Origin of the sequence: Metallosphaera yellowstonensis MK1 (assembly GCF_000243315.1) — an archaeon.
Taxonomy (GTDB): domain Archaea; phylum Thermoproteota; class Thermoprotei_A; order Sulfolobales; family Sulfolobaceae; genus Metallosphaera; species Metallosphaera yellowstonensis.
The window spans coordinates 641646-666054 of record NZ_JH597770.1; the positions used below are offsets into that span (position 1 = coordinate 641646).

Consider the following 24409-nt stretch of genomic DNA (forward strand, 5'->3'; position numbering starts at 1 on the left):
ATTTTATGCCTTCTGATCCTCGGTGGGGAGACCGTAGGTCTGGATCCACATCTCCACTATATCGTAACCGTAGAGTTTTTTGAACTTCTCTCTCCCTTCTGGACTCATCTTGAGGGGAGACCATTGCGTCTCCATGTCAATGTCAACCTCAACTTTCTTGGCAGGCACGGTCTCTTTGATCACTTCCTCTACGGTATAGACCAGATCATCCACAACTGGGCAACCGGGTGCAGTGAGTCCAAGTCTCACGTAAACCTCTCCGTCGTCTGATATCTTAAGATCGTAAATTAAGCCCAAATTAACGATATCTACCGGTATTTCGGGATCGTAGACGTCCTTAAGGGCCTCCATTAATTTTCTCGACCACTCTTCCTTATTCACAACCTGAGAACTCATTATTATCAGGAGATGACTCTGTCAACGATAGAATTTATCCTTTTGTATGTACTTGAGGAATTACGGTCCCTTCAAGTCACTGAGTTCTCTATAAAAACAGGTCCTATTCCCGGTATGGCATATGGGTCCTCGGGGCCTCACTAGCACAACTACGCTATCCTCGTCGCAGTCCACCTTCACTTGTACTACCTCTTGAAAATTTCCACTGGTCTCACCCTTGAGCCATATTCTCTTCCTAGATAGGGACCAGAAGTGAAGAAGGCCTGTGGTTAACGTCTTGATGAACGCCTCCTTGTTCATGTTCCCCACCATGAGTACTTCCTTGGTCTCAAAATGTTGAACCACTGCAATCACAGTGCCCTCTTCATGGCGAAAGTTAAGTTTAGAAGCTAAGACTTCAGCCTCTTCGACCCTCATCTCTTCACCCACTCGATTAGATTCCTCAAGAAGATTCCCCCAGTCTCCCCGCTCTTCTCAGGGTGAAATTGCGTGCCCACCAATTCATCGGTGCACACCAGTGCTGGGAACTCCATTCCATAGACTGAAGTCATCGCTGGCCTCATGGGAGTATAGGCAACATAGCTGTGCACGAAGTAAGCATACCTCCCTTTGAGTCCCTCGCTTAGATCACAGGACCCCTTCTCCATGAGAACGTCCCATCCTATGTGAGGTAGCTTTGGGGCATCCCGTAGGAGATCAACGTAACCCTTCAGCCACCCGAGTCCCTTAGTCCTCCCACCTTCGTACCCCTCTTCGAAGAACAGTTGCATGCCTAGGCAGACTCCTAAGAACTTCGACCCACTCCTCCTCAACTCCTCTAGTCTTCCCCTCCACTTTGCGAGAAACGATCCGACAGAAGAGAAGGCCCCCACGCCAGGTAGGACTATAAGATCCGCCTCAGCCGGCTCGGCTCTTATCTCCACTTCGGCACCTAGCCTCTTGAAGGCGGAGGAGATGCTGAAGAGGTTACCTACACCATAATTGAGTATTATTACCTTCATTTCATTCTCCTCCTCAACTCCTCGTACACCTCCTCGGGTTTTACCCCCTCCAGTGCCATGAGAACCAAGAGGTGGTATATGAGATCCGCAGTCTCGCTAATTACCCTCTCCTTGCCCTCCGTTAGGGAAGCAACTACTACCTCAACCGCCTCTTCTCCCACCTTTCTAGCTACGTACCCCTTTCCTCTCTTGGCTAGAGAGGCAGTGTAGCTCCCTTCCGGCATCTCCTTGAGCCTTGAGTCTATTATCCTATACAGTTGATCCATGACTTCACTCATATCTCACACCCATACTCCTGGAGTGAACGGTAAATCCCTCATATTCTGCCAGTTTCATGGCAGCCCTTATCAACTCTCTATCTGGATTCTTAGACCTCACGTATGCTATACCTTTCAGGAAGTCGTATACCGTAAGACCTCCCCTAAACCTAGCCCATCCATTGGTGGGCAACACGTGATCCGGACCGGCTGAGTAGTCCAGTAGGGCTGGTGGTGTGTCTCCTACGGTAATAGCACCTGCGTTCCTCACCTGCCTGAGCAATTCATCAGCGTTCCTCACGTAGAGTGAGAGGTGCTCTGGAGCCAGCTCGTTTGCTACGTTCACTGCCTCCTCTAGGTCACTGGATTTAATCAAATAAAATGTTCCCTCCTGAGGTAGGAGTTCCTCCACCTTGTTTAGGAGAGCCTCAGAGGGAGAGATGAGAACTAGAACACTTCCAGGACCATGTTCACCTTGTGCCATTAAGTCTAAGGCAACTCTCGTCGGATTCGCAATCTCATCTGCAATGACAACTAGCTCTGTGGGCCCCTCTACACCGTCGATCCCCACTTCCGCGCTAACCAAATATTTAGCTGCCTGGACGAAGACGTTTCCAGGTCCCACTATCTTGTCCACCTTCTTAATTGTCTGAGTTCCGTATGCTAGGGCTCCTATTGCCTGGGCTCCGCCGACCTTGTAGACACCGTCGACGTTGAGCTTTAGGGCTATGTAAGCTATGGCGGGATCCACCGATGTCTTGACTGGAGTACACACGTAGATCTCCTTAACTCCTGCCACTCTAGCGGGGATCCCGGTCATCATGAGTGTTGAGGGATACGTCTTTCTCCCTCCTGGAACGTAAATCCCCACCCTATCTATAGGTACCCAATTAACTCCGTACTCGATTCCACCTCTCCCACCTCCCATGCTGGGGGGCTTCATGAGCGAGTGAAAAGACTCCAATTGATTCCACACCATATCTATGGATCTCCTGACTTCAGGATCTAGTCTCTCTGCGCCCTCTTCCAGTTCCCATCTCTCTGCCTCAAGGTTGTTGAGCTCCACTCCATCGAACTGAAGGGCTAGTTGAGTGAGCGCATTATCTCCTTCATTCCTGACCCTGCGTAATATTTCCTCCACTTTGCTCAAAACGTCAGTTAACGTTTCGAGTCTCCTTGTAGGTATTTCTCTCCTTATCAAGTTCTCACCTCAACGCCGTTTTCCCTCAAGTATTCCTTCAGGGCTCTGATCCTGATCACCCCATCATGAAACACGCCAGCTGCAAGAGCTGCATCAGCCTTACCTTTCAGAAAGGCCTCTAAGAAATGTTCTGGTTTCCCTGCCCCGCCACTCGCTATTACCGGTATTGTGACGTTCTCCGACACAAACTTCGTCACCTCAATGTCATAACCGTCCCTAGTTCCATCCCTGTCAATGCTAGTCAGTAAGATCTCGCCCGCACCTAATTCTTGCACCTTCTTAGCCCACCTCAGTGCGTCAAGCCCTGTGTTCTCTGTACCAGACCTGATGAACACTGCCCACGAATCATTGAGTCTCTTGACATCTATGGCTACCACCACTGCCTGGGCACCGAACTCCCTTGAGGCAAGTTCAATCAACTCTGGGTTCTCCACGGCTGCTGTGTTGATACTCACCTTATCTGCACCATTTGAGAGTAGTCTAGAGACGTCGTCCACTGTCCTCACTCCCCCTCCTACAGTCAACGGAATCGACAGGATCTCCGCCGTCTCCCTGACCTTCTGTAACAGAGTCTTCCTCCCCTCCACCGTTGCCGAGATATCCAAGAAGACTATTTCGTCCGCCCCCTCCTCCTCGTATTTGCTAGCCAGTATGGCTGGATCTCCCTTTTCCTTCAAATTCACGAATCTCACACCCTTGACTACTTTCCCGTCCTTTACGTCAAGGCAGGCGATTATCCTTTTGGCCGTCATAGTGATCCCTTCGTGCTCCTGACGTCCTTTCCAATCACGGAAACAGCCTCCTCAAGCGACAGCCCGACTCCCTTAAACGACGCCTCTATGACGTGATGCTCATTCTCCCCAGAGAGCTGTCTCACGTGAAGTGTTATCCCAGAATTGATGGCGAAAGTCTTGAAGAAGTGGGGTACGTTCTCTGTCGACAAACCGCCTATAGATTCCCTCTTAACCCTGAGGCCTATCTCTGCCATCCCTCTCCCAGAGATGTCTACAGCCACCAGAACCAAAGCTTCGTCCATAGGTACGATGGCATGTGCAAACCTCTTTATACCAGCTCTGTCTCCCAAAGCTTCCCTCAACGCCTGACCTAAGGTTATCCCCACGTCTTCGACAACGTGATGATCATCGTAATTCTGCTTATCCTCAGCCTCTACTACAGCCGAGATACCCATATAGAATAACATGGTATTGAGCATATGATTGAAGAAAGGTACTGGAGTTCTGACTTTCACTTCTCCCTTCTCGTCCAAGTTCAGTTCCACTAAGACTTTCGTCTCCTTAGTCTCCCTGACCTTCCTAACGCTTCTAGACATTTAGAACCCCCCTTATGGCCCCAGTGTATAGAGCCATACCTACAATGGCGAAGTCGAAGCCCATTTCCTTTAACCTCCTCAAGTCTTCAGTTGAAGCTATCCCTCCGGCATAGCCCTTCTCCCCACATATCAGCTTCAGCCACCCTCCTATACGTTCGTCTATTCCGCCTTTTGTACCCTCATTACACACATAGGTGAATATGAACCCCCTAACCTTGAATCCATTGAGTTTATCAATCGCAACCGATGCCTTGACACCCTCGTTCCATCCCTTCACGAAGATATGATCCCCGCAATAGTCCACTGATATCATGACTCTGTCCTCAACTCCCCTAACAGCTTCCCTGAATTTCTCCGGTTCCGTGAAGGGTAGAGTGGACATGACCGCTATTGTTGAACTCTCTTTCAAGATACTGTTTAGCCTTTCCCTATCCCTTATTCCTCCACCCACGGTCACTCTTAAGAAACCCACCTTTATTATGTCAAGAACATGCCTCCAATTGTTCCCAATACCCTCTGCAGCGTCTAGATCCACCACATGGATCGAATCGTAACCCATCTTCCTGAGCTCTGACGCTACTGCAACTGGGTCCCCGAGTTGTAGCCCGGTGTCCCTCTTACCTTTGATCCTCTTCACAGCCTTTCCTCCACTGATGTCAACGCTTGGAACTACCTTCACTTTATCACCTTCTCTATGTTGACTACTACTATGTCTCTGGCCCCTGCAGTCTTAGCCTTAGCTATCACCTCCGGTAGGTCATCCTCGTCGGCCACTGTCACCACTTCCCATGCCTCCGTTCCGCTGAGTCTGGAGACGGCTGGAGCCAACATGGCCGGGAGAGATGATATCACGTTCTTGAGGGAGTTGTCGTCAACGTTCATGAATATCATTTTCTTCCCCCTTGCATTTAGAGCTCCCTTCATCATGGTGAGCACAAGGTTTATCCTATCTGCTTCCTCGCTTCTCATCCAATCCTTATTACCTATGACCAAAGCATAGCTCTCAGCCACAGTGTCTATGGGTTTGAGCCCGTGGAGCTTGAGAGTCGTTCCCGTACTCGTGACGTCAATTATGGCGTCTGCAGCACCTAGCGAGGGCATGATCTCCGCTGCACCGCTTATCTTTACTAGTTTAGCTCTTATTCCCTTCCTTTCCAGGTATCTAGTGGCAAGGTTAAAGTACTTGGTGGCAATCCTAATCTCCCCCTTTATCTCTTCAGGATCGTCTATATTCCAAGCTTGAGGGACGGCCAGCACTATTCTCGATCTACCGAAATCCAATTTTATTAATTCCTCTACGTCTGCCCCGGATTCCATGACGTAGTCCAGCCCAGTGATGCCCAACTCAGCAGCTCCCGCCTCTACTATGTTGGGTATGTCCTCAGTCCTTATGGTCACCAATTGCACTCCGTCCCAGCTCGTTGGAACCATCAGAGCCCTATCGTCATTAGCGGTGGGCTTGATTCCCACGGAGTTCAAGAACTGAATAGTAGGAGTCTGTAACCTACCTTTGTTCGGTATTGCTATCTTCAATTATCTCACCCAATTCCTTCACGAATATGTCACATTGTTCCTTAGTCCCCACGGTGACCCTATAGAAGTCTTTTATGGGGTTCCTTATGGCTATCCCTCTCTTAAGCAAGGGGCTTAGCAGATCTCCCCCATATTTAAAGAAGAGGAAATTGGTCACAGACTTATACACCTTGAGTCCCACGGACTTTAAAGCCCTGTACAGATATTCCCTGTTCCCAGATATTTCAGACGCTATCTCCCTGGCATAGGAAGGTCTCTCCAACGCCGTTATCCCGGCTATAAGGGACGGTAAGGGGACGTCGAAGGGAGTGGATCCCTTCTCTAAGACTTTCACTATTTCTCTGTCAGCTATTAGATAACCCACTCTAAAGGAGGCCAGAGAGAATGCCTTGCTCAAAGTCCTCACAATGACGAGATTGGGGTATTTGCTGACTAACTTCGACGCCGTGTAGCCGGAGAATTCATAATATGCCTCATCCAATAACACTATACCCTTGACTCTCTCCGCCAAGGCCTTTATCTTATCCTCGTTGGCCTGAAGCATAGGGGATCCAGTCGGGTTGTTTGGGTCGTCGATCACGACCAGCCTAGACCTATCAGCCTTGCTGAGTAGGGAATCCATGTCCTCCTGCCACCAGTCACCAGCCTCCCTTAAATTCACCCTCTCCTCCCTAAGTCCCCTGAAGGAAGAGTAAACAGAGTACATGCTGTATCCAGGGTAATTGGACAGGACAACATCACCGGGTTGGGTGAAGTTGTAGAACACTGACCTTATTGCACCGTCCCCTCCAGTAGTAGGGAATATCTCATCCGGTTCAACGCCATTATATTCAGCCGCGAGCTCCCTGAATCTCTTGGACAGATCTGGGTGCTGATACCTGTTTCCGGCCTTAAGATATCTGGTGACTGCCTCCAACACGAAATCAGGTGGAGGGTAAGGAGACTCGTTGAGATGAAGCCTCAATCCCTCCTTTATGTCCGTGAAATCGTACTCCTTGGCCCCCTTTAGCCAAGGATATATTACTTCCTTCAAGTCGGTTGGTGCAATAAGAATCCCTCCACCTACATCGTTTATATTTTCCTAAAAGTTTTTCCTTATCATGTTCTTGGAGGAACTGCTGACGGGCAGACATCTACTCGTCTCCTATTATTACTCTGTAAACGTAGCGATAATCTCATCGATAGCTAGGGAATTGAGCAGGAGAGGGTTTTCGGTATGTATTGTAAACTTAGAGAAGATGAGATTTTGGGAAAGGGTCGAGGTGAAGTGCGAGCCAGGAGCTAGAGTACTGGTCTTTGATGCGGAGAGTGAAAGTGAAGTACCACAGGATTACTTACTGGTGACCTCAACTATGAACCTGAATTTAGAGGGCGTTAAACGATATAAAATAAAAAAAGTGCAAGGGAATATCTACAGAGCGGAGGGAGAGGCGACATACTACTTTAAAGTTAACCAGGGTAGGGTAGAGGACTACGAGCTCTCCCAAGGGGACCTCCTGGTGGATATCCTAAGGGAGCTCGGAGGAGAGGCTACCCTCAAGGATTTAGTGAACATATACTCACACAGGAGCGGAAAGGGGAGGGAAAAAGTTAGGGAAGAGTTGGGTCTCTTGGCCAGGCTCGGAAAAATAGAGATAAGAGGGGGTAAGGTTAGGCTACTGAACGATTATGGCTGGTCTGAGGGGTAGGGCCTCCTTGTTAAACTTGGTCTTTACCTCATTGGTGAAGGGTTCGACCTCAACGTCAAGGTTCAATTTGTACCTTATATACGAGACTCCTTTCCTGAGGACTTCCAACTCGTTCACTCCAAGGAGAGCTAACCTCTTGTTATTCTCTCCCATCTCCGTCACGTATTGGAACAGCCTTTGGTACGTCTTGGCCTCCTCCTTTGAGGAGGGCCTCTTAGAGCTCATGAAATCCTTGAGATTTCCTCCCTTGGTCACTATTTCCACTGCCTCCCTAAGAAGAGGTGTGAGGGTTCCATCATGAACATATATCATAACCAGGGACGGTTTGCCTTTGTAGACGTTTAGGATGGCCCTTATGTCTTCGACCAGTTGCTTATGATACTCGTGCTCCAGTTCCAACACGTCATTTATCTTTGATTCGTCATGTGATGGCCAACCCTCTGTGGAGACGAATGTGGTGTGGCCTAGTCTATGCCACATCTCCTCAGCCAAGTGAGGAGCGAAGGGGGCTATGAGCCTGGTCCATATTTCCAATACCTCCCTTATGACATCAGGATTATACTCCCTCGATTCAGACCTGACCATTTCCAGGTACTCATTAACGTAGGACGACATATTGAAGAGGATCTCGTTAATGAATTCCCTGAACTTCATATCGGTCATGAGTGGTACCGAATCCTTCACAATCCTGTGGAGCTTTGATTGTATCCACCTCTCTGGAATCCCAACTATTCTGGACCCGGACTTCATGTCGAGCATGTCGAAGAACTTCTTGAGCGTCTCCGCTATCGCCCTAGCTCCACTGTCTGTGAAGTTTACATCTGTAGCCATGTCAACAAGAGAGGTGAGCGAAATTCTCACTACATCTGCCCCATAATTCTTAACGGCCTTCCTCAGAGGAATTATGTTCCTCAACGACTTACTCATCTTCTTTCCTTCATAGAGGATGAAGCCGTTAATGGCTACTCCCTTAGGCCACAGTTCTTCTGGGAATATTCCGGCGTGGTTGAAGATGAAGAAGCTCAGATGGTTCGGTATTAAATCAGGACCGCTGTGTCTCATGTCCAATGGGTACCAAAAGGTGAAGTTTCGCCTCAAGTCCTGAAGAGTCTCGAGAGCGACACCCGATTTCTCGGCTACCTTAGCTGGATCTCCCTTTCCTAATAACACATAGTCCCAAAACTCTTCGCTAAGCTGAGTTGCGTGGAGGTTCAGAGCCTTTATCCTATGGGCGACCGTGTAATAGGCCATGTAAATTGTGGAGTCTGACAGGCTCTCTATTATCCACCTCTTATCCCAAGGTAGTGGGGTACCTAAGCCTCTAGTTCTCGCACACGCCCTCTTCTGGAGCCAGTCCAGCGAGTACTCGAAGTCCTTCCTCACCTCATCAGGCACTACCCTCATGTTGGCCAGAAGCTTCTTGGCCAACCTCTTCCATTCTGGGTTACCGTAATCCAAGAACCACTGGTCCTTCAACAGCTTTACTACCACCTCGTTTCCACACCTGCAGTACACGGGCTTGTTCAGGATCTCAAGGACCTTCGAGGCCATCCCCCTCTCAGAGAGAACCTCAGTTACCAGTTTCCTTGCCTCCGGTACTGACGAGCCCGGAACCTTTGAGAGGGACTCCTTGAGCTGATCCCTGACCCTGGACAGTATGTCGGCCCTCATGACTCCCTTATTATACTCAGACTTGTACAACTGTTCCGTGAGCTTCTTGAGATCGGCGTCGTTCTTAACTTGAGTGCTTTCAACCAGCTCCTTGGCTGGGGCGTCTGAGTAACCTTCCAGGGAGATCACTGGCACTATCTCCAGGTTTACCCGGCTCCTCTTGAGGTAAAAGTAATCAAAGGGAGCGTGGGCCGGGACACTCATCACGACACCTGTAGCCGTGTTTGGATCCACGAAATCTGCAGGTAGGACTGGAATCTCTCTTCCAGTGACCGGGTTCGTTGCGTTCATTTTCTGGAGGTCAGAGGGGCTGACCCTTTGGATCACGTTCACTCCATCCATCTGGAACTTCAGTTTATCCGCGGCCTTCTCTGAAATGATAATCTTAGAACCCCACGCTTCCGCAATCACGTAACTCGCCTTAGGGTTGACCCATACGGCCACGGCGCCAAAAACGGTCTCAGGCCTGAGTGTGGCAGCGGCTAACCTACCTAAGGGCGTATCAAAGAATATCACTACATACTCTCCAATCTCCGGCTCGACGTCTCCCTTAGTGTCATGCATGCCCACGGGGAGGTTATGGACTGGACACCATCCCACAGGGTGTGTATCCTTTACCACGAACCCTCTCTCCTGGAGCTTGGAGAACTGCCAAACTATGAAAGACGAGAATTGTGGATCGATGGTTGTAAACTCCCTCCTCCAGTCAATGGATAGACCTAACTCCCTCATGGCCATCTTTATCTCTTCCTTGAAATAATTAGCCATGAAAAGTGGGTCCGAGAGTCTAGGTATCACGTCCGAAGGTATCTCGTAAATGTTTTGGAAAATGTCCAAGAGGTCCTTATCCCCCTTTGCCACATCGTCCGCCATCGTTATAATGGGGGTTCCTGTGAAATGGAAACCCATGGGGAACAGGACGTTGTATCCTCTCATCCTCATGAACCTAGCGTAAACATCTCCTGTCACGTATGTCCTACCGTGGCCCAAATGGAAGGGACTATTGGGATAAGGGAAAGCTACCGTGGTGAAGAACTTCTTACCTTCCTTGGGTTCCGCTTCGAATAACTTGTTCCTGTTCCACTCGTCCTGCCATTTCTTAGAAATCTCATTGAGGAACGCTACGAAGTCCTGAGAAGGAATTGTAATCACCAAAACCAATTTAAGAGTGCCTTTTTTAAGTTTTTTAAATGTTCACAAGAGAGGGAGATAAGGGAGAAACCACAGTTCCTCGAGGCAGAGTTGGGAAGGACTCACCTTTGGTGAACCTTCTTGGGGACATCGATGAGGTCAACTCCTTCATCGGGCTGGCTCTGACTAAACTCCCTTGGGAAGATATGAGAAGGGATTTGGAGGTCGTTCAAGTGGACCTCTTCGCTGTTGGAGAAGATTGGAGCACTGAGAAGGAAAGGATTGGGGAGGACAGGGTAAAGTGGCTAGAAGCGAGAACAGTGGAATACAGGAAGGAGAGCGGACCAGTGAAGCTGTTCATCATCCCTGGGGGAAGCGAGGAGGCTGCGTTCCTTCACGTAGCGAGAACGATAGTACGGAGGTTAGAGAGGAACGCGGTGAAGCACTCCAAAGAGGTGGAACTTAAGAACAAGTGGACCATAGTGTATTTAAACAGACTGTCATCCCTCCTGTTCGCCATGGCTGTTGTCGCCAACAAAAGGAAGGGTAGACAGGAGAGATACTACGAGATAGGTAAGTTCTTTTGAGAGTTCAAAGGTCACTCTTCAGCAGGCCAGAGGAGATCAGTAACTCGCAATTCTTACATATTTCTCTGCCGAAACTCGTAGGCTCTCCACATATCCTACAGGTTGGTAGCTCTCCAAGGGACGAGGACCTCCTAACGGTCTCAGCTATCTTATCGTAGGTTTCCAATATTCTCAGGAGGGATCCTGGTGACTCGTCCTCGATGGCGTACATGAGATCCCTAACCTTAGACCTCATGGTAGGTCTAGATGAGATGTAGGGGCACTCGGTCTCTTGAAACTTGAATCCCTTGAAATAGGCATACATTGTGGTCTCCCACTCGTAAATCTTCCGAAGTGGCTTAACTCTCGTGACGAACTTGTCGCTGAGTTTCACAGGCAAGTCCCCAACCCTAACCAATTTCTTCACATCACCCCTTAGCAAATTGATTATTATGGTCTGAACTTCGTCGTCCAGATTGTGACCAGTAGCCACGAGGTCTGCCCCAACATCCCTACCTGCCTGGTTTATGAGCTTTCTCCTGAACCCTCCACAGAAGGTGCAGGCAGAGATCTTGAGTCCCCTTCCCTGAGATGCCCTAACAATCTCATCCAAGGAGTAACCGACTCCGTCCTTGAAGGACGTACCGATGAGTTCCACTCCTAGATCCCTTAGATATCTCTCGAGTTCCTTAACCTGAGATTCCCTGTTATATCCCTCTATACCCTCCATTATGTTGAACGCTACTAACCTCCCTGGATCTAGAAACGAGGAGATGGTGTCTGCCAGGACTAGACTGTCCTTACCTCCAGATACTGCTAGCAATATCTTCTTAGCGTTACCGAGACCCAAACGGATGGCCTCGAGCCTCACCCTATTCCTTACGTTCTCCAGGAAACAGCTGTCGCATAACCTCCTCCCGGTGTGTTTCTGATATACTCTCGCATTTCTGGAACCACAGATGTCACACTTCACCTGGGCCGTCTTCCCTCCACCACCCTTTTCCCTCCTACGACCTCATCGATACTATGTATGGCGCATCCCTCCTCTTCCAATACCCTCTTAATCTCGTCGAACCTTATGTCCTCACCCTCAATGACCACTATGAGTCCCATGGTCTCCACGTCCATGTCTGAAACACTTATGTTGACACCCTCTATCCCTTCCAGTTTATCTATCCTATTTGCCAAGTCAACTATGGAGGAACCCCTGATGGGTTTCAGAACGTCCAGAACTATACGCCTTATGGTCAAATTGCATCAATACACTAATTCAAAAGACTCACCGTTAAATTTCTGACTACAATCCTCACAGGTCGAAGGAACTGCCGTGAAAAACTTTGTGAGGTTAATAAGTGTTTATTAAAAATCACGTAGTACCCTTTATTAACATCAAGGAGATAGACTGGATAACCTTAAATATAACTGCGTACAGGGGTATATAAACGGGGGGTCACAAATGATGGGGGCAGAAGTAAGGGGAGTCCCGAAAGTAATAGGAAGGGAAGTCTTTGGAAACCTCTACGACTGTGATGCTGACGTGTTGAGAGACGACGAGAGGTTAAAGGAGATAGCTGTCGAAGCTACCAAGGTCGGGAACATGACTCTCTTGGACGTTAAGGCATGGAAGATTGGCGAAGGGGTCAGTGTAGTAGCCATAGTATTGGAGAGCCACGTGACAATCCACACCTGGCCAGAGCACAACTTCGCCACAGTTGATGTTTACTCCTGCGGAAGCCACACCGATCCCAAGAGGGCTTTCTACTATATTGTAGAGCAATTGAAGGCGAAGCGGTTTAATGTAAGAGAGGCTGATAGATCATCGGAGTTTTAATAGTAGGGGGCGGCATAGCAGGTCTTCTTTTGGGTTTAAAACTGAAGGACAGGGATCCTATAATCTTCGATAGGAGGAGGTTCCCTGGGAAGGAGTGTACTGGAATAGTAAGTACCTCGACCTTCACCAAGCTCTCCTTGCCTAGGGAGTTCGTGGACAGGGAGTTCAAGGTGATTAGGGTCACAGACGGGAGACATGACGTAGTCATTGAGACTAACGTGCTGAGATTGAACAGGGAGAGAGTGGAAGTCTGGCTAGATAGGGAGTTGAGGACCAGGAGACCAGTGGATGCAGTAATAAAGGGAGAGGAGGAGGTATTAGTGGGCACGGAGAGGTTTACAGGAAAAGTGTTCGATGCCTCAGGGTGGAAGGGGAGGGCCAAGTGGGTGAAGGCTGTTGAGCTGGTCACAGAACCCTTGGAACAAGAGGAAATATTGGTCACGCTGGATTCAAGGAATAAGGCAGGCTTCGGTTGGGTAGTCCCTCTGCCTGACAGGGCCTTAGTAGGGGCACTCTCTTATGGGGATCCCAGGCCTTTCATCCCACGCGTTGGAAAGAGAATATTGAAGGTGCATGGGGGAGCCATTCCTAGGGTGAAGCCCATCAAAACTAATGTCCCCTCCATAGGAGATAGAACCGGCTTGATAAAGACTTTTACAGGTGGTGGACTGTTCAGCATAGCGGAGATCCTCTCCGACACGCCCCGTGAGAAACTTGAGAGGGAAATAAGGAGGCAATACTTGATCACCGAACTCCTAGAGAGGTCCTGGAGGTTAGTCCTTCTGGCTTTTAGGTTCCTGGACGGAAAGACCGTGAGGGTTAGAGAGGAGTTCGATTTTCACTCCCTTCTTTTCTCCCTTACTAAGTTATAACAGCCTTCCCCTCTGGTTATTATCCCCTCTCTCAGGAGTTCGGCTATGACTTTCTCGGGCTCCCTGATACCGAGAGACTTCAAGTCCCTCAGGACTATTATCTCTCCAACCGAGATGTTCGTTTTGAAATACTTAATGGCTATCTCCAGATCCTTGTCCACGGCAACCTTATTTTATTTTAGGGAATTTATTCTTTCGTGAATCCTTACTTCAGACTCGTCAGGATACACAACGTCCTTGGTGCAGCGTTTGGGGCATTCACCGGATACGTAGTGGGTGCAGGGTGGGAAATAAGGCCTCTGTCGCTAGTAGAAGCGTTACTCGTTGTCTCCCTTGTTGCCGCCGGAGGATATTCCATTAACGACGTTTACGATTTGGAGATAGACAGGATCAATAAGCCAGATCGTCCTCTCCCCTCCGGGGCCATATCGTTGAGGAGGGCAACTTATCTCTCGTATTCGCTCATGGGTTTAGGAGTGATGATCGCGGTAATTCAGGGAGGAGCCCAGGCCGCTGTGGCCCTCCTAACAGCCGCGGCCTTAGTCCTGTACGCAAGGGATTTAAAGAAGACAGGGTTTTACGGGAACCTGCTCGTAGCCACCACTACAGCGCTCTCCATATTTTACGGAGGGATATCCTACGGGTCTGGCACGTGGTTGGACAAGATATGGATACCTGTGGTGTACACCTTTCTCCTAACCCTTTCCAGGGAGGTGATAAAGGGGATCGAAGATTATAGGGGTGATCTCATACATGGCGTCAGGACTGTCGCTACTAGGATGGGGGTAGAGAGGGCTTGGACGATAGCCAGAGCGTCCCTGATCTCGACCAGCTTGATCTCACCTCTACCTCTGCTCCTGGGCTTCAACCTCCTCTACGGCGTCCTTCTGGTGCCCTTCCTCTACTTCACAGCACGTGCGATCACGGCTGAAACCAGTGAACAGGGTGCGTCGAAGGCTAGGGCCTTACTTAAGGGCTCGGCCTTCATAGGTATGCTGGCCTTCTCCCTGGGAAGTCTACCTCTCTCCCTACTTCACCTCTAGGTTTCTGTCCACAACCTTTCTGATACCAGCCTTGATCCCAACCGCCCTCACCAGGACGTTCCCCTTCTTATTGGGAGGTAACTGGACGACGTGGCTGATCGACTCGCTCGGCTTCAGTGAACCAAGTAACTTGAAGTTAACTATAACTCCGTTGATCATAACGTTTAGTGACACCTTGTCGAGCGTGACCTCTCCGGTGTTGATTATCCTCACCTCTAAGGTGTTTCCTTGAAGCTTGAGTTCAACGTCAAAGTCCATCTTCGGCGAGACGGTAGAGGTGAGATAGTGAAGGAAAACCAAGGCGTTCTTCCCAGAGATCTCATTGATCAACCTGAGGACCCCGTGGGACGTGTACTCGTACTCCTCACATTCGTATCCAAGTTCAGTCTCCTCGATCTCCCTCCCGTTGACTATCCTCAACCTGTTCTTCCCTCCTCCCTTCACTACCAGATAGTTCTTCCCGCTGCCCTCCAGGGCTATCTCCTCCCCAGGTCTCAGGAGAGCTAATCCAGCCCTCAGGGAGTAAAAGGTCTTGAACCCCTCTTCCTTAAAGATTGACACCACGTTTATCAGGTGTATACTGAGGGGCCTAACACCTGAATATGTTATCATGAACTCGTTCTTACCTTTAGCTACAATGTGAGTTATATCGAAAAGGTGCATGTGGAGTGATCTACCCTCGAGGTTGGCGGAATCATTTGGTTTAAACTCCTTAGTTAGAGAGAAATTGTTTAGCCAAAGCCTCCACTTAATGAAGTTTGCGGGAGTTTCACTTACTATCAGAATGAAAGTTTTCTCCGGCCTTCCCTCTACGTAGAAGTTAAATACGGTTTCCTTAACCGTGGGTCCCAACACCACTGTCTTAGTGGAACTCTGATAGTCGAGGAAGCCGTCAACGCTCCCTTGGTCGAATTGATGTAACTGATGTACTGACATATATTATATTGAGGGGTACATCCCAAATAAAATAAATGTTACAACTGGTGAAAGATGTAATTCGCAGGGCCGACCTAATAGTAGAGGTACTGGATGCTAGGGAACCTCGACTGACCAGGTCCAGGAGTATGGAGAGCCTCGTGGAGAGGTTGGGGAAGCCCCTGCTCCTGGTTCTAAACAAAGGAGACTTGGTTCCCAGAGGGGTCCTGGAGTCCTGGAAGAGGTGTTTTGAGCTCGAGGGACACCCCACAGTTTATATCGCGGCAACACAACACATGGGCACAAAGTTGTTGAGAACCTCCATTAAGGAGGCGATGAGAGGGAGGGGAGGCATAGTCGGTTTTGTGGGCTATCCCAAGACCGGTAAATCTTCCATAATAAATGCCCTAAAGGGAAGACATTCGGCCACAACGTCTCCCCACCCCTTCTCACCTGGATACACTAAGTCCCTGCAACTGTTCAGGATAGACTCGAAGCTTTACGCAATAGACTCTCCAGGATTGATACCCCCAGACGGTAACCCGCTGGAGAGGGCCATAAGGGGGAGCAGACCGGAGGATCTCGAGGATCCGGTTAAGGTTGCCCTAGCTCTCATTGAAAGAATAGAGGAGTTCAGTAGAGGTTCCCTCGGGAAAGTCTACAAGGTAGATTACACCTCTCCCCTAGACCTCTTAGAGAAGATAGCCAGAAAGAGGGGGTGGATCTACAGGAGTAATGGAGAACCTATCGTGGATCAGGCGGCAGTTCAGCTTATAAGGGACTATCATGAGGGGAAGATCACATACTATATACTCCCGAAGGGTTGTGGGCATGATTAAGGCTGTCGTGTTCGATGCTGACAAGACTCTCTGGGATCACTACAACATCTCAGAGTTTGAAGAGCCTTTTACCGTAATAGAAGGGAACAGCCTGGTGGACGCGAAGGGCAGGAAACTGAAGGTGTTCCAAAACGTGAGGAGAACCCTCAAGGAGCTTAGGGAGAGGGGGATCATAATAGGGATGGCCACATGGAATTTCTCCCACAAGACCAGCCTAGTCCTCAAGGCCTTAGAGCTAGAGCAGTTCTTCGACGTCGTGGTTTCGAGGGACTTTCCCTATAAGTTCCTCATGTTGGGTGACTTTATCCTTGAAATGAGGAGGAGGGGAAAGACGATCAGACCGGAGGAGATACTCTTTGTGGACGACAGGAGGGTTCACTTCGGAAACGTCTGGCTTTATCTAGGAAAGGTCAAATGCCTAGAGATGTGGAGGGAAGTGAACGATCACTTGGAGATCCTGAAGAGGATCGACACGGATCGATAGGGCCTCTGGATGCCCCAGGAAAAAATCCTGTAGCAAATATTTCCAGGAATACCTGTGACCCAACTTATCCTCACTAATAAATATGAGTTTTAACATTTTATAACCTTCATTAGGTTAAAATGAAATAAGAAAGTTTAAAAACCACCTCTCAATCCTTTATGCTCGTGAAAAGGATGATAGGTGGTTATACCCTCCAAGTCTGAAACTTTTTCAAAAAATGAAGGCAAGTTATACCAGGCATCTATACACTATGGAAGAGGTGTTCTATGTTGCCCAGCGGAGCTAGGCTAGTAGTTGACGCTCTCAAAAGGGAAGGAGTAAGTACCATATTCGGTATCCCCGGACTCACGAATATGCCCATCTATGACGCCTTCCTGGAGGACCTTCAAAATGGTGAGTTGAGACATGTACTAATGAGACATGAACAGGCAGCAGCTCACGCTGCAGACGGTTACGCTAGAGCCTCAGGGAAACCCGGCGTATGTACGGCGACTTCTGGACCCGGTGCCACTAACCTCGTGACAGGGATGGTCACGGCTTATTGGGACAGTTCCCCGGTCGTTGCAATAACCGGACAAGTAGTTAGGTCTGTAATAGGAAAGATGGCGTTCCAAGAGGCTGACACACCAGGTATATTCGCTAACGCCACGAAGTATGTGGTCCAGGTCAAGAACATCCACGAAATACCTCTCTGGATCAAGAACGCCTTCTTCATCGCCACCACAGGGAGACCTGGACCGGTAGTGGTAGATATCCCGAGGGATGTCCAGTTGGAGAAGGTAGATGATGTGAAGTGGCCAGAGAAGCCCAACGTCAAAGGCTATAGACCTTTCAGAACGATAATAGATACGGTTAAGATAAAGAGGGCAGCAGAGATTTTAATTGAGGCAGAGAGGCCCATAATTCTCGCCGGGACCGGTGCGGTTTGGTCTAACTCGACCCCAGAGATCCTAGAGCTCTCCGAGCTTCTGGGAATCCCCATGGTCTCAACTCTACCTGGGAAGTCGGCCATACCTCACGATCATCCCCTGTTCCTTGGGGCCATGGGCTACTACGGGAGGGCAGAGGCCTCTATGGCGGCACTGGAGTCTGATGCCATGCTCATCGTTGGGGCGAGGCTGAGCGATAGAACTTTCACCTCCTACGACGAGATGGTGGAGACTAGAAAGAAATTCATAATGATAAACATAGATCCCACGGACTCAGAGAGGGCCTTTAAGATAGACGTCCCACTGTATGGAGATGCCAAGGTCTTACTGAGGGAGATAATAAGTGCAGTTCGCTTGGTCGGCAGAAAGAAAGATAACACGGCGTGGATCAGAAGAGTCAAAGAGCTTAGGGATTATTACTCTCAGTATTACTATCACGAAGAGGACGGAAAGCTGAAACCGTGGAAGATACTCAAGACCATAAGGAACGCCATTCCGAGAGACGCCATAGTCACCACGGGCGTGGGACAGCACCAGATGTGGTCAGAGGTGTTTTGGGAAGTCTTAGAACCTAGGACCTTCCTTTCCTCCACAGGGATGGGAACCATGGGTTTCGGTTTACCTGCCGCCATGGGAGCTAAGATGGCGAGGCCTGACAAGGTAGTGGTGGATCTGGACGGAGATGGTTCTTTCCTGATGACAGGAAATAACTTAGCCACGGCTGTGGATGAGCACATCCCAGTCATCGCTGTGATATTCGACAACAGGACACTGGGACTGGTCAGACAGGTCCAAGATCTATTCCAGAGCAAGAGGGTAGTGGGTGTCGACTACGGTCCATCTCCAGACTTCGTTAAGTTAGCTGAGGCCTACGGAGCTTTAGGCTTCAACGCCACTAGCTACGACGAGATCTCGAGATCCATAAACATAGCCATTAAGGAGAACGTTCCTGCAGTGATCAGGGTACCTATAGATAAGGAAGAGCTGGCTCTCCCAACCCTTCCACCAGGAGGAAAACTGAAGCAGGTGATAGTGCGTGACCCAAGGAAAGGTAGTTAGAGTGTACGGCTACTACAGGGATCCTGGGTTCCTCGAGAGAGTTATGGGGGCGCTGAGGAAGCTGTGGGTGGACGTCGAATGGATACAGGCAAGGAGGGTCAACGATGATGGGCTTTATGAGGTACTCATGGAGTTAAAGGAGACCAAGAACACTTATCTGGCTATACTAAACCTGAGCAAAATGGTGGACGTGGACCGAGTTGAGATTCTTGAGGACGCTAAAGTGATCTCTCACTCTTTCGACAATACTGGAAATCCGTCTCAGTCTGACTCAAACGATGGGAGGGTTATCATAATTTATGTACCAGTTTTCTCTAAGGTTACTGGCTACAGTTGGGGTGAGTCGTATAGCAAAGATATACGTTGATTCGGAAGTAAGACTCGATCCTTTAAAGGGAAAGAAGATCGCCGTGTTAGGATATGGAAGCCAAGGTAGGGCTTGGGCCCTAAACCTCAGGGATTCAGGTCTCGACGTGACCGTGGGACTCGAAAGGGAAGGCAAGAGCTGGCAACAGGCTCAGGCCGATGGTTTTCATCCGAAGAAAACAGAGGACGCCGTGAAGGGAGCAGACGTCGTGATCTTCTTGGTTCCTGATATGGTTCAGAGGTTTATATATAGGGAGCACGTGCAGCCTAACCTCAAGCCCGGTATGGACTTGGTATTTGCCCACGGTTTCAACATACACTACAGACTCATTGAGCCCCCCCAAAACGTAGACGTTTACATGGTAGCCCCTAAGGGACCAGGGCCTATAGTGAGGGACTTCTTCGTAAAAGGTGGAGGTGTTCCAGTTCTAGTTGCAGTTCATCAAAACTATTCCGGAAGGGCCATGGAAAAGGCGCTGGCCATAGCTAAGGCCTTAGGAGGAACCAGGGCTGGAGCCATAGAAACGACATTTAAGGAGGAAACTGAGACAGACCTTGTGGGAGAGCAGACGATCTTAGTTGGGGGAGTCATGGAGTTAATGAAGGCCGCTTTCGAGACCCTAGTTGAACTAGGGTATCAGCCCGAAGTGGCGTACTTTGAGGCCATAAACGAACTTAAGATGATTGTGGATTTGATCTACGAGAAGGGATTCACGGGTATGCTTAACGCTGTCTCAGATACCGCGAAATACGGAGGTTTCACCGTAGGCAAGAGGGTTATCAATGAGGAGACCAGGAAGAGGATTAGGGAGGCTGCAGAGAGAGTGAGGAGCGGAAAATTCGCTGAGGAGTGGATAGAGGAGTACGGGAGAGGAAGTCCTACCCTCAAGAAGGGAATGGAGGAAGCGGAGAAGAGCCTTGAGGAGCAAGTTGGGAGAAGATTGAAGGAAATAATAGAGAGGGGCAAGCCTAAGTCCTGACACTTTTTAAGTTTGGATTGTAAAATTATTGGGATTTATACGGTTCTAGGTTTAGACGTGAAGAATCCTGCCCCCTTCTATGGGCAGGGACAAAACTACTCATTTTTATAACTCTCCCTTTGTATAAAACTCTCGTGAATTACAGGAAGAGAAGGGGAACGGAAGAGGAGAGAAGGATCCTCACCCTCCTGAGGGATAGGGGGTTTGCAGTTATAAGATCCCCTGCCAGCGGAAGTAAAAGGAAAGATCCGGTGCCCGACATCGTGGCGATGAAGGACGGGGTCATACTCTTGATAGAAGTCAAGAGCAGGAGAAACGGAAAGCAGGTTTATGTGAAGAGGGATCAGGCGGAGGGAATACTGGAGTTCGCCCACAAGAGTGGGGGAGAGCTCTTCTTAGCAGTGAAGAGACCCAGGGAACTCAGATTCCTTAAGTTCTCAGAGCTCAGGAGAACAGATGGAGGAAACTTCGTGGCCACGGAGGACGCCATTAGAGCCGGGTTGGACCTGGACGCGCTAGTTCGTTACGTGGAGTCCAAGTTCAGTAAACCCTTGGACTCATTCCTGTGATTCCTCATCCTGTAACTTTATCCTTATCTTCACCCCATGTTTCTTCTCTATCCTCCTTAACTTCGAGTTTACCTTCCTATTGAACTTAGAGATTTCACCCTTAGGTATCTCTACTACATATTCGCCTCTCTCGCTCTTCACAGTGGCCCCTGGGATAACGCTCGTTATAGCCCTTGATATCCTGTTCTCCACCGTGTTCAAACTCAACCTTCCCACAGGTACTATCATGGTTTGCTCCCCGAACACGTAGATCTCATACTCAACCTTGTCGTTAAGGAAATCCTTTATCTGAACCACTGGTCTAGCCAAGTCCGCTTCCCTGAGGCCCTCAGGAACCTTAACCGTCATCTCCAGGCTGTAAACCTTCTCCACCGATCCCTTATTTATGAACAGGACTGTGTCCAGTATGCCTGGAATAGTGCCTAGGTCTACCCTGTTGAGGAACCTGTGGATAGCATCTATGGGAGTTGTGGCGTGAACTACGCCGATCATGCCTATACCGGCTAGCCTGAGGTCTATGTAAAGCCTGAAGTCCTCGTCATTTCTCATCTCGTCATAGACAGTGTAGTCGGGTCTACTCAGTAGGAGTATGTCGTGAAGCTCGCCTATCTCCGCATAGTTCTTGGAGTACTGCGTAATATCAGGCGGAAGGTGCATGTCTCTAGGGGACTCTATGGTCTTGACTATCTTGCCTAACTTCATGTAATGTTCGGCTAAGGCCTGAGCAAAAGTCGTCTTACCCATGCCTGGAGAGCCAGCTATCAGTATACCTTCTGCCCTCGACTCAAGTCTCCTGATGAGTTCTGGGTTTAGGGAGTACTCCTCCAGTTTCTTCTTAGCCACTGGCCTGGTCGCGGTGATCTCCCATCCGTCAGAGAGCGGGGGTCTGGTTATGACGATCCTGTAGTTACTTAGTTGTACTATAGTGGACCCCTTCCTCTCAATCTCTATGAACGAACCCTTCATCCACCTTATGGAGTTGAGTATCTCTGAGACTATCTTCTTTATCTCCTGACTGGATAATGGAGAGTCCTGAAGGACTATGAACTCCCAATCCCCAGGTCTTCCCTTCTTGGCCTTCGGTACGGCATCTTCCTTAAGGTGAACGCTCATGGTGCTTCCGTCAAAGAACTTCTCTATGGTCAATGGCTCCATGAGGGGTTCCAGAAATTTCACTTTGATACCCAATATCTCGCTCACCTTCCTCTGCACCTCGTCGGCGGTGAGGAGCTCACAACCCCTCTCGGCACAGTAGTCCCTGAGCTCCTGCTCGACAGAGCCTCCTGGAGACCCTACTATTTCCACGGGGAAGAGATATCTCTCGGAGAGCTCCTTGAGCCTATTTATCTCTTCCAGGGCTATATCACTGGTCACCAGCCCCTGTCTAGACTCCTCCTCCAGTTGTCTCAACAAGGCCCTGTGAATCAAGAAGGACCCGTTTATCATGTTTCTTTCCACGTATCTAGAGATTCCCTGCAATAGGGAACTCTTATCCAGCATGAACTCACTGGGCAAAAGATCTTTCCCCTTCTGAGCAATTTACGTTCTAGGAAGTAAAAAAACTACTTCTTAGCTATCTCCACGAAATAGCTGTGAACCTTAGTGGTCCCAGAGAGTTCAGGATGGAAGGTCGTGGCTAGCATACCTCCCTCCTGAGCCATGACTATAACATCGTTGAGTGTAGCCAGGGCCCTCGCCTTTCCCCAAACCTTAGTTATTGCCGGGGCCCTGATGAATACGAACCTCTCCTTTTCTCCATCTATCTCTGAGAGATCCACCGTGGCCTCGAAACTCTCCCTCTGCCTTCCATAGTAGTTTCTCACCACAGAGGAGTTCATGGAGCCTATTAGAGGCTGATTCTTCTTTCCAACCTTCGCATCAACTACGTCCTTGGAGAGCATTATGGCACCGGCACAAGTTCCCATCACGGGAAGACCTTGCGTGATCTTCTCCTTAAGTGGTTCCAACAATCCCAACCTAGAGGCTATCATACCAATCGTTGTACTCTCTCCCCCAGGGATGATGATAGCGTCAACATCTAAGTCCTTAGCTCTCTTCACTTGTATTACCTCTCCTCCTCCCCTCTCCTGGAGGACCCTCTTCATCATTAGGTAGTGCTCCTCAAAGCTTCCCTGGTACGCCAGTACACCGACCTTCATACTCCCCTCACCTGCATTAACTCCTCTGGCTTAAGCGTTCTTATGTCCATCCCCATCATGGACTTATGTTCGCTTATCATTTTCTGCGCCTCTAGTACGACCTCAGGGTCCTCCCAACAGGAGGTGGCCAGGACTATCGCCTTAGCTCTCTCCAAGGGATCTTGGCTCTTAAATATTCCAGAACCGACGAATATTCCATCCGAGCCGAGCCACATCATGAGTGCTGCGTCTGCTGGAGTAGCGATACCTCCGGCTGCAAAGTTCACAACGGGAAGCCTATTGAGCTTGGCTGTTAGCTCCAGAAGCTGGTAGGGCACTTGCATCTCTCTGGCCTTCTTGACCCTGTCCTCCTCACTCATGAACTTGACGGCCCTGATCTCCGAGTTGACTATCTTCATGTGCTTTACCGCCTCACTGACGTTTCCGGTTCCAGGTTCCCCCTTAGTCCTTATCATGGATCCTCCTTCCGATATCCTCCTTAGGGCTTCTCCCAGGTTTCTTGCACCGTTGACGAAGGGAACTTTGAACTCCCACTTGTTGATGTGATGCTCCTCGTCAGCTGGAGTGAGGACTTCGCTCTCATCTATCATATCCACTCCTAAGGCCTCCAAGACTTTGGCCTCATAATAGTGGCCTATCCTGACTTTGGCCATCACTGGTATGGTGATGGAGTTCATGACCTCTTCTATCACCTTAGGGTCAGCCATTCTCGCCACTCCTCCAGCCTTCCTAACGTCGTAGGGTAATTTGTCGAGAACCATCACCGATACTGCCCCAGCCTCCTCGGCTATCCCCGCCTGCTCCACGTTAGTCACGTCCATAACTACCCCTCCCTTCTGGAATATGGGGAAGGCGTGCTTTACATAAGTGGTGCCTTGGATAGGTGAAAGGTCTGTTCTAAGCTCAGGCAGGAAGGAGAGATACCCATCTCCTTTAAGTACGTCCCTCACTTCGGCTAACCTATAGAAGAACTCCTCGATTTCGTGAAAGGATAGCTCATAAAGTCTCATAAGTAAATCGTAGACAAATTTAAGTTATAAGCTTACGCCAGGGTATTACGAAATCACTGACCAAGTTTACAGATATAGGGACCAGTTGAAGGGTAAAATCAAGCAGATGAAATTGAGAGTTTTTGGAAATGTCACGAATGTTATGATTGAACTCCCTCCAGGATGGAACCAGAGGTCTAAAACGAAGCTGAGAAAAGAGCCCTCAACTTAAACCCCAAAGGTAACACGAAATGATGACAAAATTAGCGAAGGCCACGGCTGAGGCGAGTGACTTCAACGTCAGTATATCCTTGCTCTAGACTTCCTCTCATCCTCGGCCCTTATCTTAATGAGTCCGTAGTGGACTGCACAGTTCACACAATAGCACTTCGTGACAGGATATCTCGTTATTATTGCCCCCTTCTTCTCTAGCTCGTTTGCTAGAGCTGCATCGACTGGGCTGTACGTCCTAGTTACACAAATGGCCTTGTCCTCTGGAACCCTGGCACCACAGTTGTCGCACATTATAGTACCTACGTGGCCTTTGTCGCCCTTTCTCCTGCCCCTATTCTCTCTCTTCTTAGGCAATAACTTTACACC

The 24409-nt window shown here is 49.2% G+C and carries 30 protein-coding genes; 11 read left to right on the forward strand and 19 right to left on the reverse strand.

What is annotated here, in order from left to right; genetic code table 11:
* Positions 1–3 precede the first annotated feature (3 nt).
* The 10 genes from METMK1DRAFT_RS14365 to hisC are packed head-to-tail and all read right to left on the reverse strand — an operon-like array spanning position 4 to position 6793.
* Complete coding sequence (locus tag METMK1DRAFT_RS14365) at positions 4–396, reverse strand: metal-sulfur cluster assembly factor (protein WP_009075497.1); 393 nt, start codon at positions 394–396, stop codon at positions 4–6.
* 60 nt (positions 397–456) lie between these two features.
* On the reverse strand, positions 457–813 hold the full coding sequence (gene hisI / locus METMK1DRAFT_RS14370; RefSeq protein ID WP_009075499.1) for a phosphoribosyl-AMP cyclohydrolase: 357 nt from the start codon (positions 811–813) through the stop codon (positions 457–459).
* A complete protein-coding gene (gene hisH, locus METMK1DRAFT_RS14375) occupies positions 810–1397 on the reverse strand; it encodes an imidazole glycerol phosphate synthase subunit HisH (protein WP_009075501.1) in 588 nt (195 codons plus the stop codon). Before hisH ends, hisI begins: the two co-directional genes overlap by 4 nt.
* Positions 1394–1675 (reverse strand): phosphoribosyl-ATP diphosphatase, encoded by a 282-nt coding sequence (hisE, locus tag METMK1DRAFT_RS14380; RefSeq protein ID WP_009075503.1) that lies wholly within the window; start codon positions 1673–1675, stop codon positions 1394–1396. Before hisE ends, hisH begins: the two co-directional genes overlap by 4 nt.
* Positions 1668–2855 (reverse strand): histidinol dehydrogenase, encoded by a 1188-nt coding sequence (gene hisD / locus METMK1DRAFT_RS14385; RefSeq protein ID WP_009075507.1) that lies wholly within the window; start codon positions 2853–2855, stop codon positions 1668–1670. The genes hisE and hisD overlap by 8 nt, the downstream gene beginning before the upstream one ends.
* On the reverse strand, positions 2852–3607 hold the full coding sequence (hisF, locus tag METMK1DRAFT_RS14390; RefSeq protein ID WP_009075509.1) for an imidazole glycerol phosphate synthase subunit HisF: 756 nt from the start codon (positions 3605–3607) through the stop codon (positions 2852–2854). The genes hisD and hisF overlap by 4 nt, the downstream gene beginning before the upstream one ends.
* Positions 3604–4185: an imidazoleglycerol-phosphate dehydratase gene (gene hisBd / locus METMK1DRAFT_RS14395; RefSeq protein WP_009075511.1), complete on the reverse strand. Its 582-nt coding sequence runs from the start codon at positions 4183–4185 to the stop codon at positions 3604–3606. Before hisBd ends, hisF begins: the two co-directional genes overlap by 4 nt.
* Positions 4178–4864 (reverse strand): 1-(5-phosphoribosyl)-5-((5-phosphoribosylamino)methylideneamino)imidazole-4-carboxamide isomerase, encoded by a 687-nt coding sequence (hisA, locus tag METMK1DRAFT_RS14400; protein ID WP_009075513.1) that lies wholly within the window; start codon positions 4862–4864, stop codon positions 4178–4180. Before hisA ends, hisBd begins: the two co-directional genes overlap by 8 nt.
* A complete protein-coding gene (gene hisG / locus METMK1DRAFT_RS14405; RefSeq protein WP_009075515.1) occupies positions 4861–5718 on the reverse strand; it encodes an ATP phosphoribosyltransferase in 858 nt (285 codons plus the stop codon). The genes hisA and hisG overlap by 4 nt, the downstream gene beginning before the upstream one ends.
* Positions 5690–6793 carry a histidinol-phosphate transaminase gene (gene hisC / locus METMK1DRAFT_RS14410; RefSeq protein WP_048088043.1) on the reverse strand — a complete coding sequence of 368 codons (1104 nt, stop codon included), beginning with the start codon at positions 6791–6793 and terminating at the stop codon, positions 5690–5692. Before hisC ends, hisG begins: the two co-directional genes overlap by 29 nt.
* A gap of 25 nt (positions 6794–6818) precedes the next feature.
* Here hisC and METMK1DRAFT_RS14415 point away from each other — a divergent pair, with 25 nt between their 5' ends.
* Positions 6819–7406, forward strand: a complete 588-nt coding sequence (locus METMK1DRAFT_RS14415; RefSeq protein WP_009075519.1) for a hypothetical protein — start codon at positions 6819–6821, stop codon at positions 7404–7406.
* Here the strand turns inward: METMK1DRAFT_RS14415 and leuS are convergent.
* Positions 7374–10238, reverse strand: coding sequence for a leucine--tRNA ligase (leuS, locus tag METMK1DRAFT_RS14420; RefSeq protein ID WP_009075521.1), 2865 nt, complete (start codon positions 10236–10238; stop codon positions 7374–7376). The genes METMK1DRAFT_RS14415 and leuS overlap by 33 nt on opposite strands.
* 29 nt (positions 10239–10267) lie before the next feature.
* Here leuS and METMK1DRAFT_RS14425 point away from each other — a divergent pair, with 29 nt between their 5' ends.
* Positions 10268–10795 carry a cob(I)yrinic acid a,c-diamide adenosyltransferase gene (locus METMK1DRAFT_RS14425; RefSeq protein WP_009075524.1) on the forward strand — a complete coding sequence of 176 codons (528 nt, stop codon included), beginning with the start codon at positions 10268–10270 and terminating at the stop codon, positions 10793–10795.
* A 4-nt stretch (positions 10796–10799) separates the two neighbouring features.
* Here METMK1DRAFT_RS14425 and METMK1DRAFT_RS14430 read toward each other — a convergent pair whose 3' ends face one another.
* Positions 10800–11747, reverse strand: a complete 948-nt coding sequence (locus METMK1DRAFT_RS14430; RefSeq protein ID WP_009075526.1) for a TIGR00269 family protein — start codon at positions 11745–11747, stop codon at positions 10800–10802.
* Positions 11744–12025: a DUF211 domain-containing protein gene (locus METMK1DRAFT_RS14435; protein ID WP_009075527.1), complete on the reverse strand. Its 282-nt coding sequence runs from the start codon at positions 12023–12025 to the stop codon at positions 11744–11746. The genes METMK1DRAFT_RS14430 and METMK1DRAFT_RS14435 overlap by 4 nt, the downstream gene beginning before the upstream one ends.
* Before the next feature lie 205 nt (positions 12026–12230).
* Here METMK1DRAFT_RS14435 and speD point away from each other — a divergent pair, with 205 nt between their 5' ends.
* Positions 12231–12605 carry an adenosylmethionine decarboxylase gene (speD, locus tag METMK1DRAFT_RS14440; RefSeq protein WP_009075529.1) on the forward strand — a complete coding sequence of 125 codons (375 nt, stop codon included), beginning with the start codon at positions 12231–12233 and terminating at the stop codon, positions 12603–12605.
* Between the two features lie 29 nt (positions 12606–12634).
* The gene (locus METMK1DRAFT_RS14445; protein ID WP_009075531.1) at positions 12635–13477 is read left to right on the forward strand and encodes an NAD(P)/FAD-dependent oxidoreductase; all 843 of its coding nucleotides are present in this window, start codon (positions 12635–12637) and stop codon (positions 13475–13477) included.
* On the opposite strand, the gene METMK1DRAFT_RS14450 is transcribed toward METMK1DRAFT_RS14445, so the two are convergent.
* Positions 13444–13638 carry a PolB1-binding protein PBP2 family protein gene (locus METMK1DRAFT_RS14450; RefSeq protein ID WP_009075532.1) on the reverse strand — a complete coding sequence of 65 codons (195 nt, stop codon included), beginning with the start codon at positions 13636–13638 and terminating at the stop codon, positions 13444–13446. The two genes, METMK1DRAFT_RS14445 and METMK1DRAFT_RS14450, sit on opposite strands and share 34 nt — an antisense overlap.
* A gap of 36 nt (positions 13639–13674) precedes the next feature.
* On the opposite strand from METMK1DRAFT_RS14450, the gene METMK1DRAFT_RS14455 reads away from it, so the two are divergent.
* Positions 13675–14520, forward strand: coding sequence for a UbiA family prenyltransferase (locus tag METMK1DRAFT_RS14455; protein ID WP_009075534.1), 846 nt, complete (start codon positions 13675–13677; stop codon positions 14518–14520).
* On the opposite strand, the gene METMK1DRAFT_RS14460 is transcribed toward METMK1DRAFT_RS14455, so the two are convergent.
* Positions 14506–15456 carry a CARDB domain-containing protein gene (locus METMK1DRAFT_RS14460; protein WP_009075536.1) on the reverse strand — a complete coding sequence of 317 codons (951 nt, stop codon included), beginning with the start codon at positions 15454–15456 and terminating at the stop codon, positions 14506–14508. The genes METMK1DRAFT_RS14455 and METMK1DRAFT_RS14460 overlap by 15 nt on opposite strands.
* Before the next feature lie 35 nt (positions 15457–15491).
* Between METMK1DRAFT_RS14460 and METMK1DRAFT_RS14465 the strand changes: the two genes are divergently transcribed.
* The 6 genes from METMK1DRAFT_RS14465 (at position 15492) to hjc (ending at position 20661) form a co-directional block, all read left to right on the forward strand.
* Positions 15492–16274 carry a GTPase gene (locus tag METMK1DRAFT_RS14465; RefSeq protein WP_009075538.1) on the forward strand — a complete coding sequence of 261 codons (783 nt, stop codon included), beginning with the start codon at positions 15492–15494 and terminating at the stop codon, positions 16272–16274.
* Complete coding sequence (locus METMK1DRAFT_RS14470; RefSeq protein ID WP_009075540.1) at positions 16267–16758, forward strand: magnesium-dependent phosphatase-1; 492 nt, start codon at positions 16267–16269, stop codon at positions 16756–16758. The genes METMK1DRAFT_RS14465 and METMK1DRAFT_RS14470 overlap by 8 nt, the downstream gene beginning before the upstream one ends.
* Positions 16759–17027: 269 nt before the next feature.
* Positions 17028–18746 (forward strand): acetolactate synthase large subunit, encoded by a 1719-nt coding sequence (locus METMK1DRAFT_RS14475; RefSeq protein ID WP_048088145.1) that lies wholly within the window; start codon positions 17028–17030, stop codon positions 18744–18746.
* Positions 18724–19113 (forward strand): ACT domain-containing protein, encoded by a 390-nt coding sequence (locus METMK1DRAFT_RS14480; protein ID WP_009075544.1) that lies wholly within the window; start codon positions 18724–18726, stop codon positions 19111–19113. The genes METMK1DRAFT_RS14475 and METMK1DRAFT_RS14480 overlap by 23 nt, the downstream gene beginning before the upstream one ends.
* Entirely contained in the window at positions 19085–20092 is a 1008-nt protein-coding gene (ilvC, locus tag METMK1DRAFT_RS14485) for a ketol-acid reductoisomerase (RefSeq protein WP_009075547.1), read from the forward strand. Before METMK1DRAFT_RS14480 ends, ilvC begins: the two co-directional genes overlap by 29 nt.
* Before the next feature lie 134 nt (positions 20093–20226).
* On the forward strand, positions 20227–20661 hold the full coding sequence (gene hjc / locus METMK1DRAFT_RS14490; RefSeq protein ID WP_048088045.1) for a Holliday junction resolvase Hjc: 435 nt from the start codon (positions 20227–20229) through the stop codon (positions 20659–20661).
* On the opposite strand, the gene METMK1DRAFT_RS14495 is transcribed toward hjc, so the two are convergent.
* The 4 genes from METMK1DRAFT_RS14495 to METMK1DRAFT_RS14510 form a co-directional block, all read right to left on the reverse strand.
* Positions 20650–22161, reverse strand: a complete 1512-nt coding sequence (locus METMK1DRAFT_RS14495) for a holliday junction branch migration ATPase PINA (protein ID WP_009075551.1) — start codon at positions 22159–22161, stop codon at positions 20650–20652. The genes hjc and METMK1DRAFT_RS14495 overlap by 12 nt on opposite strands.
* 62 nt (positions 22162–22223) lie before the next feature.
* Entirely contained in the window at positions 22224–22820 is a 597-nt protein-coding gene (gene pdxT / locus METMK1DRAFT_RS14500; RefSeq protein ID WP_009075554.1) for a pyridoxal 5'-phosphate synthase glutaminase subunit PdxT, read from the reverse strand.
* Positions 22817–23830 (reverse strand): pyridoxal 5'-phosphate synthase lyase subunit PdxS, encoded by a 1014-nt coding sequence (pdxS, locus tag METMK1DRAFT_RS14505; RefSeq protein ID WP_009075556.1) that lies wholly within the window; start codon positions 23828–23830, stop codon positions 22817–22819. Before pdxS ends, pdxT begins: the two co-directional genes overlap by 4 nt.
* Positions 23831–24109: 279 nt before the next feature.
* A complete protein-coding gene (locus METMK1DRAFT_RS14510; protein ID WP_009075559.1) occupies positions 24110–24397 on the reverse strand; it encodes a 30S ribosomal protein S26e in 288 nt (95 codons plus the stop codon).
* Between the last annotated feature and the right edge of the window lie 12 nt (positions 24398–24409).

Excerpts from the sequence above, each read along its gene's own strand:
- hisF (WP_009075509.1), bottom strand. The coding sequence starts at position 3,607 with ATGACGGCCAAAAGGATAATCGCCTGCCTTGACGTAAAGGACGGGAAA.
- METMK1DRAFT_RS14495 (WP_009075551.1), bottom strand. The coding sequence starts at position 22,161 with ATGCTGGATAAGAGTTCCCTATTGCAGGGAATCTCTAGATACGTGGAA.
- METMK1DRAFT_RS14470 (WP_009075540.1), top strand. The coding sequence starts at position 16,267 with ATGATTAAGGCTGTCGTGTTCGATGCTGACAAGACTCTCTGGGATCAC.
- METMK1DRAFT_RS14415 (WP_009075519.1), top strand. The coding sequence starts at position 6,819 with ATGTTCTTGGAGGAACTGCTGACGGGCAGACATCTACTCGTCTCCTAT.
- METMK1DRAFT_RS14365 (WP_009075497.1), bottom strand. The coding sequence starts at position 396 with ATGAGTTCTCAGGTTGTGAATAAGGAAGAGTGGTCGAGAAAATTAATG.
- METMK1DRAFT_RS14465 (WP_009075538.1), top strand. The coding sequence starts at position 15,492 with ATGTTACAACTGGTGAAAGATGTAATTCGCAGGGCCGACCTAATAGTA.
- METMK1DRAFT_RS14460 (WP_009075536.1), bottom strand. The coding sequence starts at position 15,456 with ATGTCAGTACATCAGTTACATCAATTCGACCAAGGGAGCGTTGACGGC.
- hisH (WP_009075501.1), bottom strand. The coding sequence starts at position 1,397 with ATGAAGGTAATAATACTCAATTATGGTGTAGGTAACCTCTTCAGCATC.
- hisI (WP_009075499.1), bottom strand. The coding sequence starts at position 813 with ATGAGGGTCGAAGAGGCTGAAGTCTTAGCTTCTAAACTTAACTTTCGC.
- hisBd (WP_009075511.1), bottom strand. The coding sequence starts at position 4,185 with ATGTCTAGAAGCGTTAGGAAGGTCAGGGAGACTAAGGAGACGAAAGTC.
- speD (WP_009075529.1), top strand. The coding sequence starts at position 12,231 with ATGATGGGGGCAGAAGTAAGGGGAGTCCCGAAAGTAATAGGAAGGGAA.
- METMK1DRAFT_RS14425 (WP_009075524.1), top strand. The coding sequence starts at position 10,268 with ATGTTCACAAGAGAGGGAGATAAGGGAGAAACCACAGTTCCTCGAGGC.
- hisE (WP_009075503.1), bottom strand. The coding sequence starts at position 1,675 with ATGAGTGAAGTCATGGATCAACTGTATAGGATAATAGACTCAAGGCTC.
- pdxS (WP_009075556.1), bottom strand. The coding sequence starts at position 23,830 with ATGAGACTTTATGAGCTATCCTTTCACGAAATCGAGGAGTTCTTCTAT.
- pdxT (WP_009075554.1), bottom strand. The coding sequence starts at position 22,820 with ATGAAGGTCGGTGTACTGGCGTACCAGGGAAGCTTTGAGGAGCACTAC.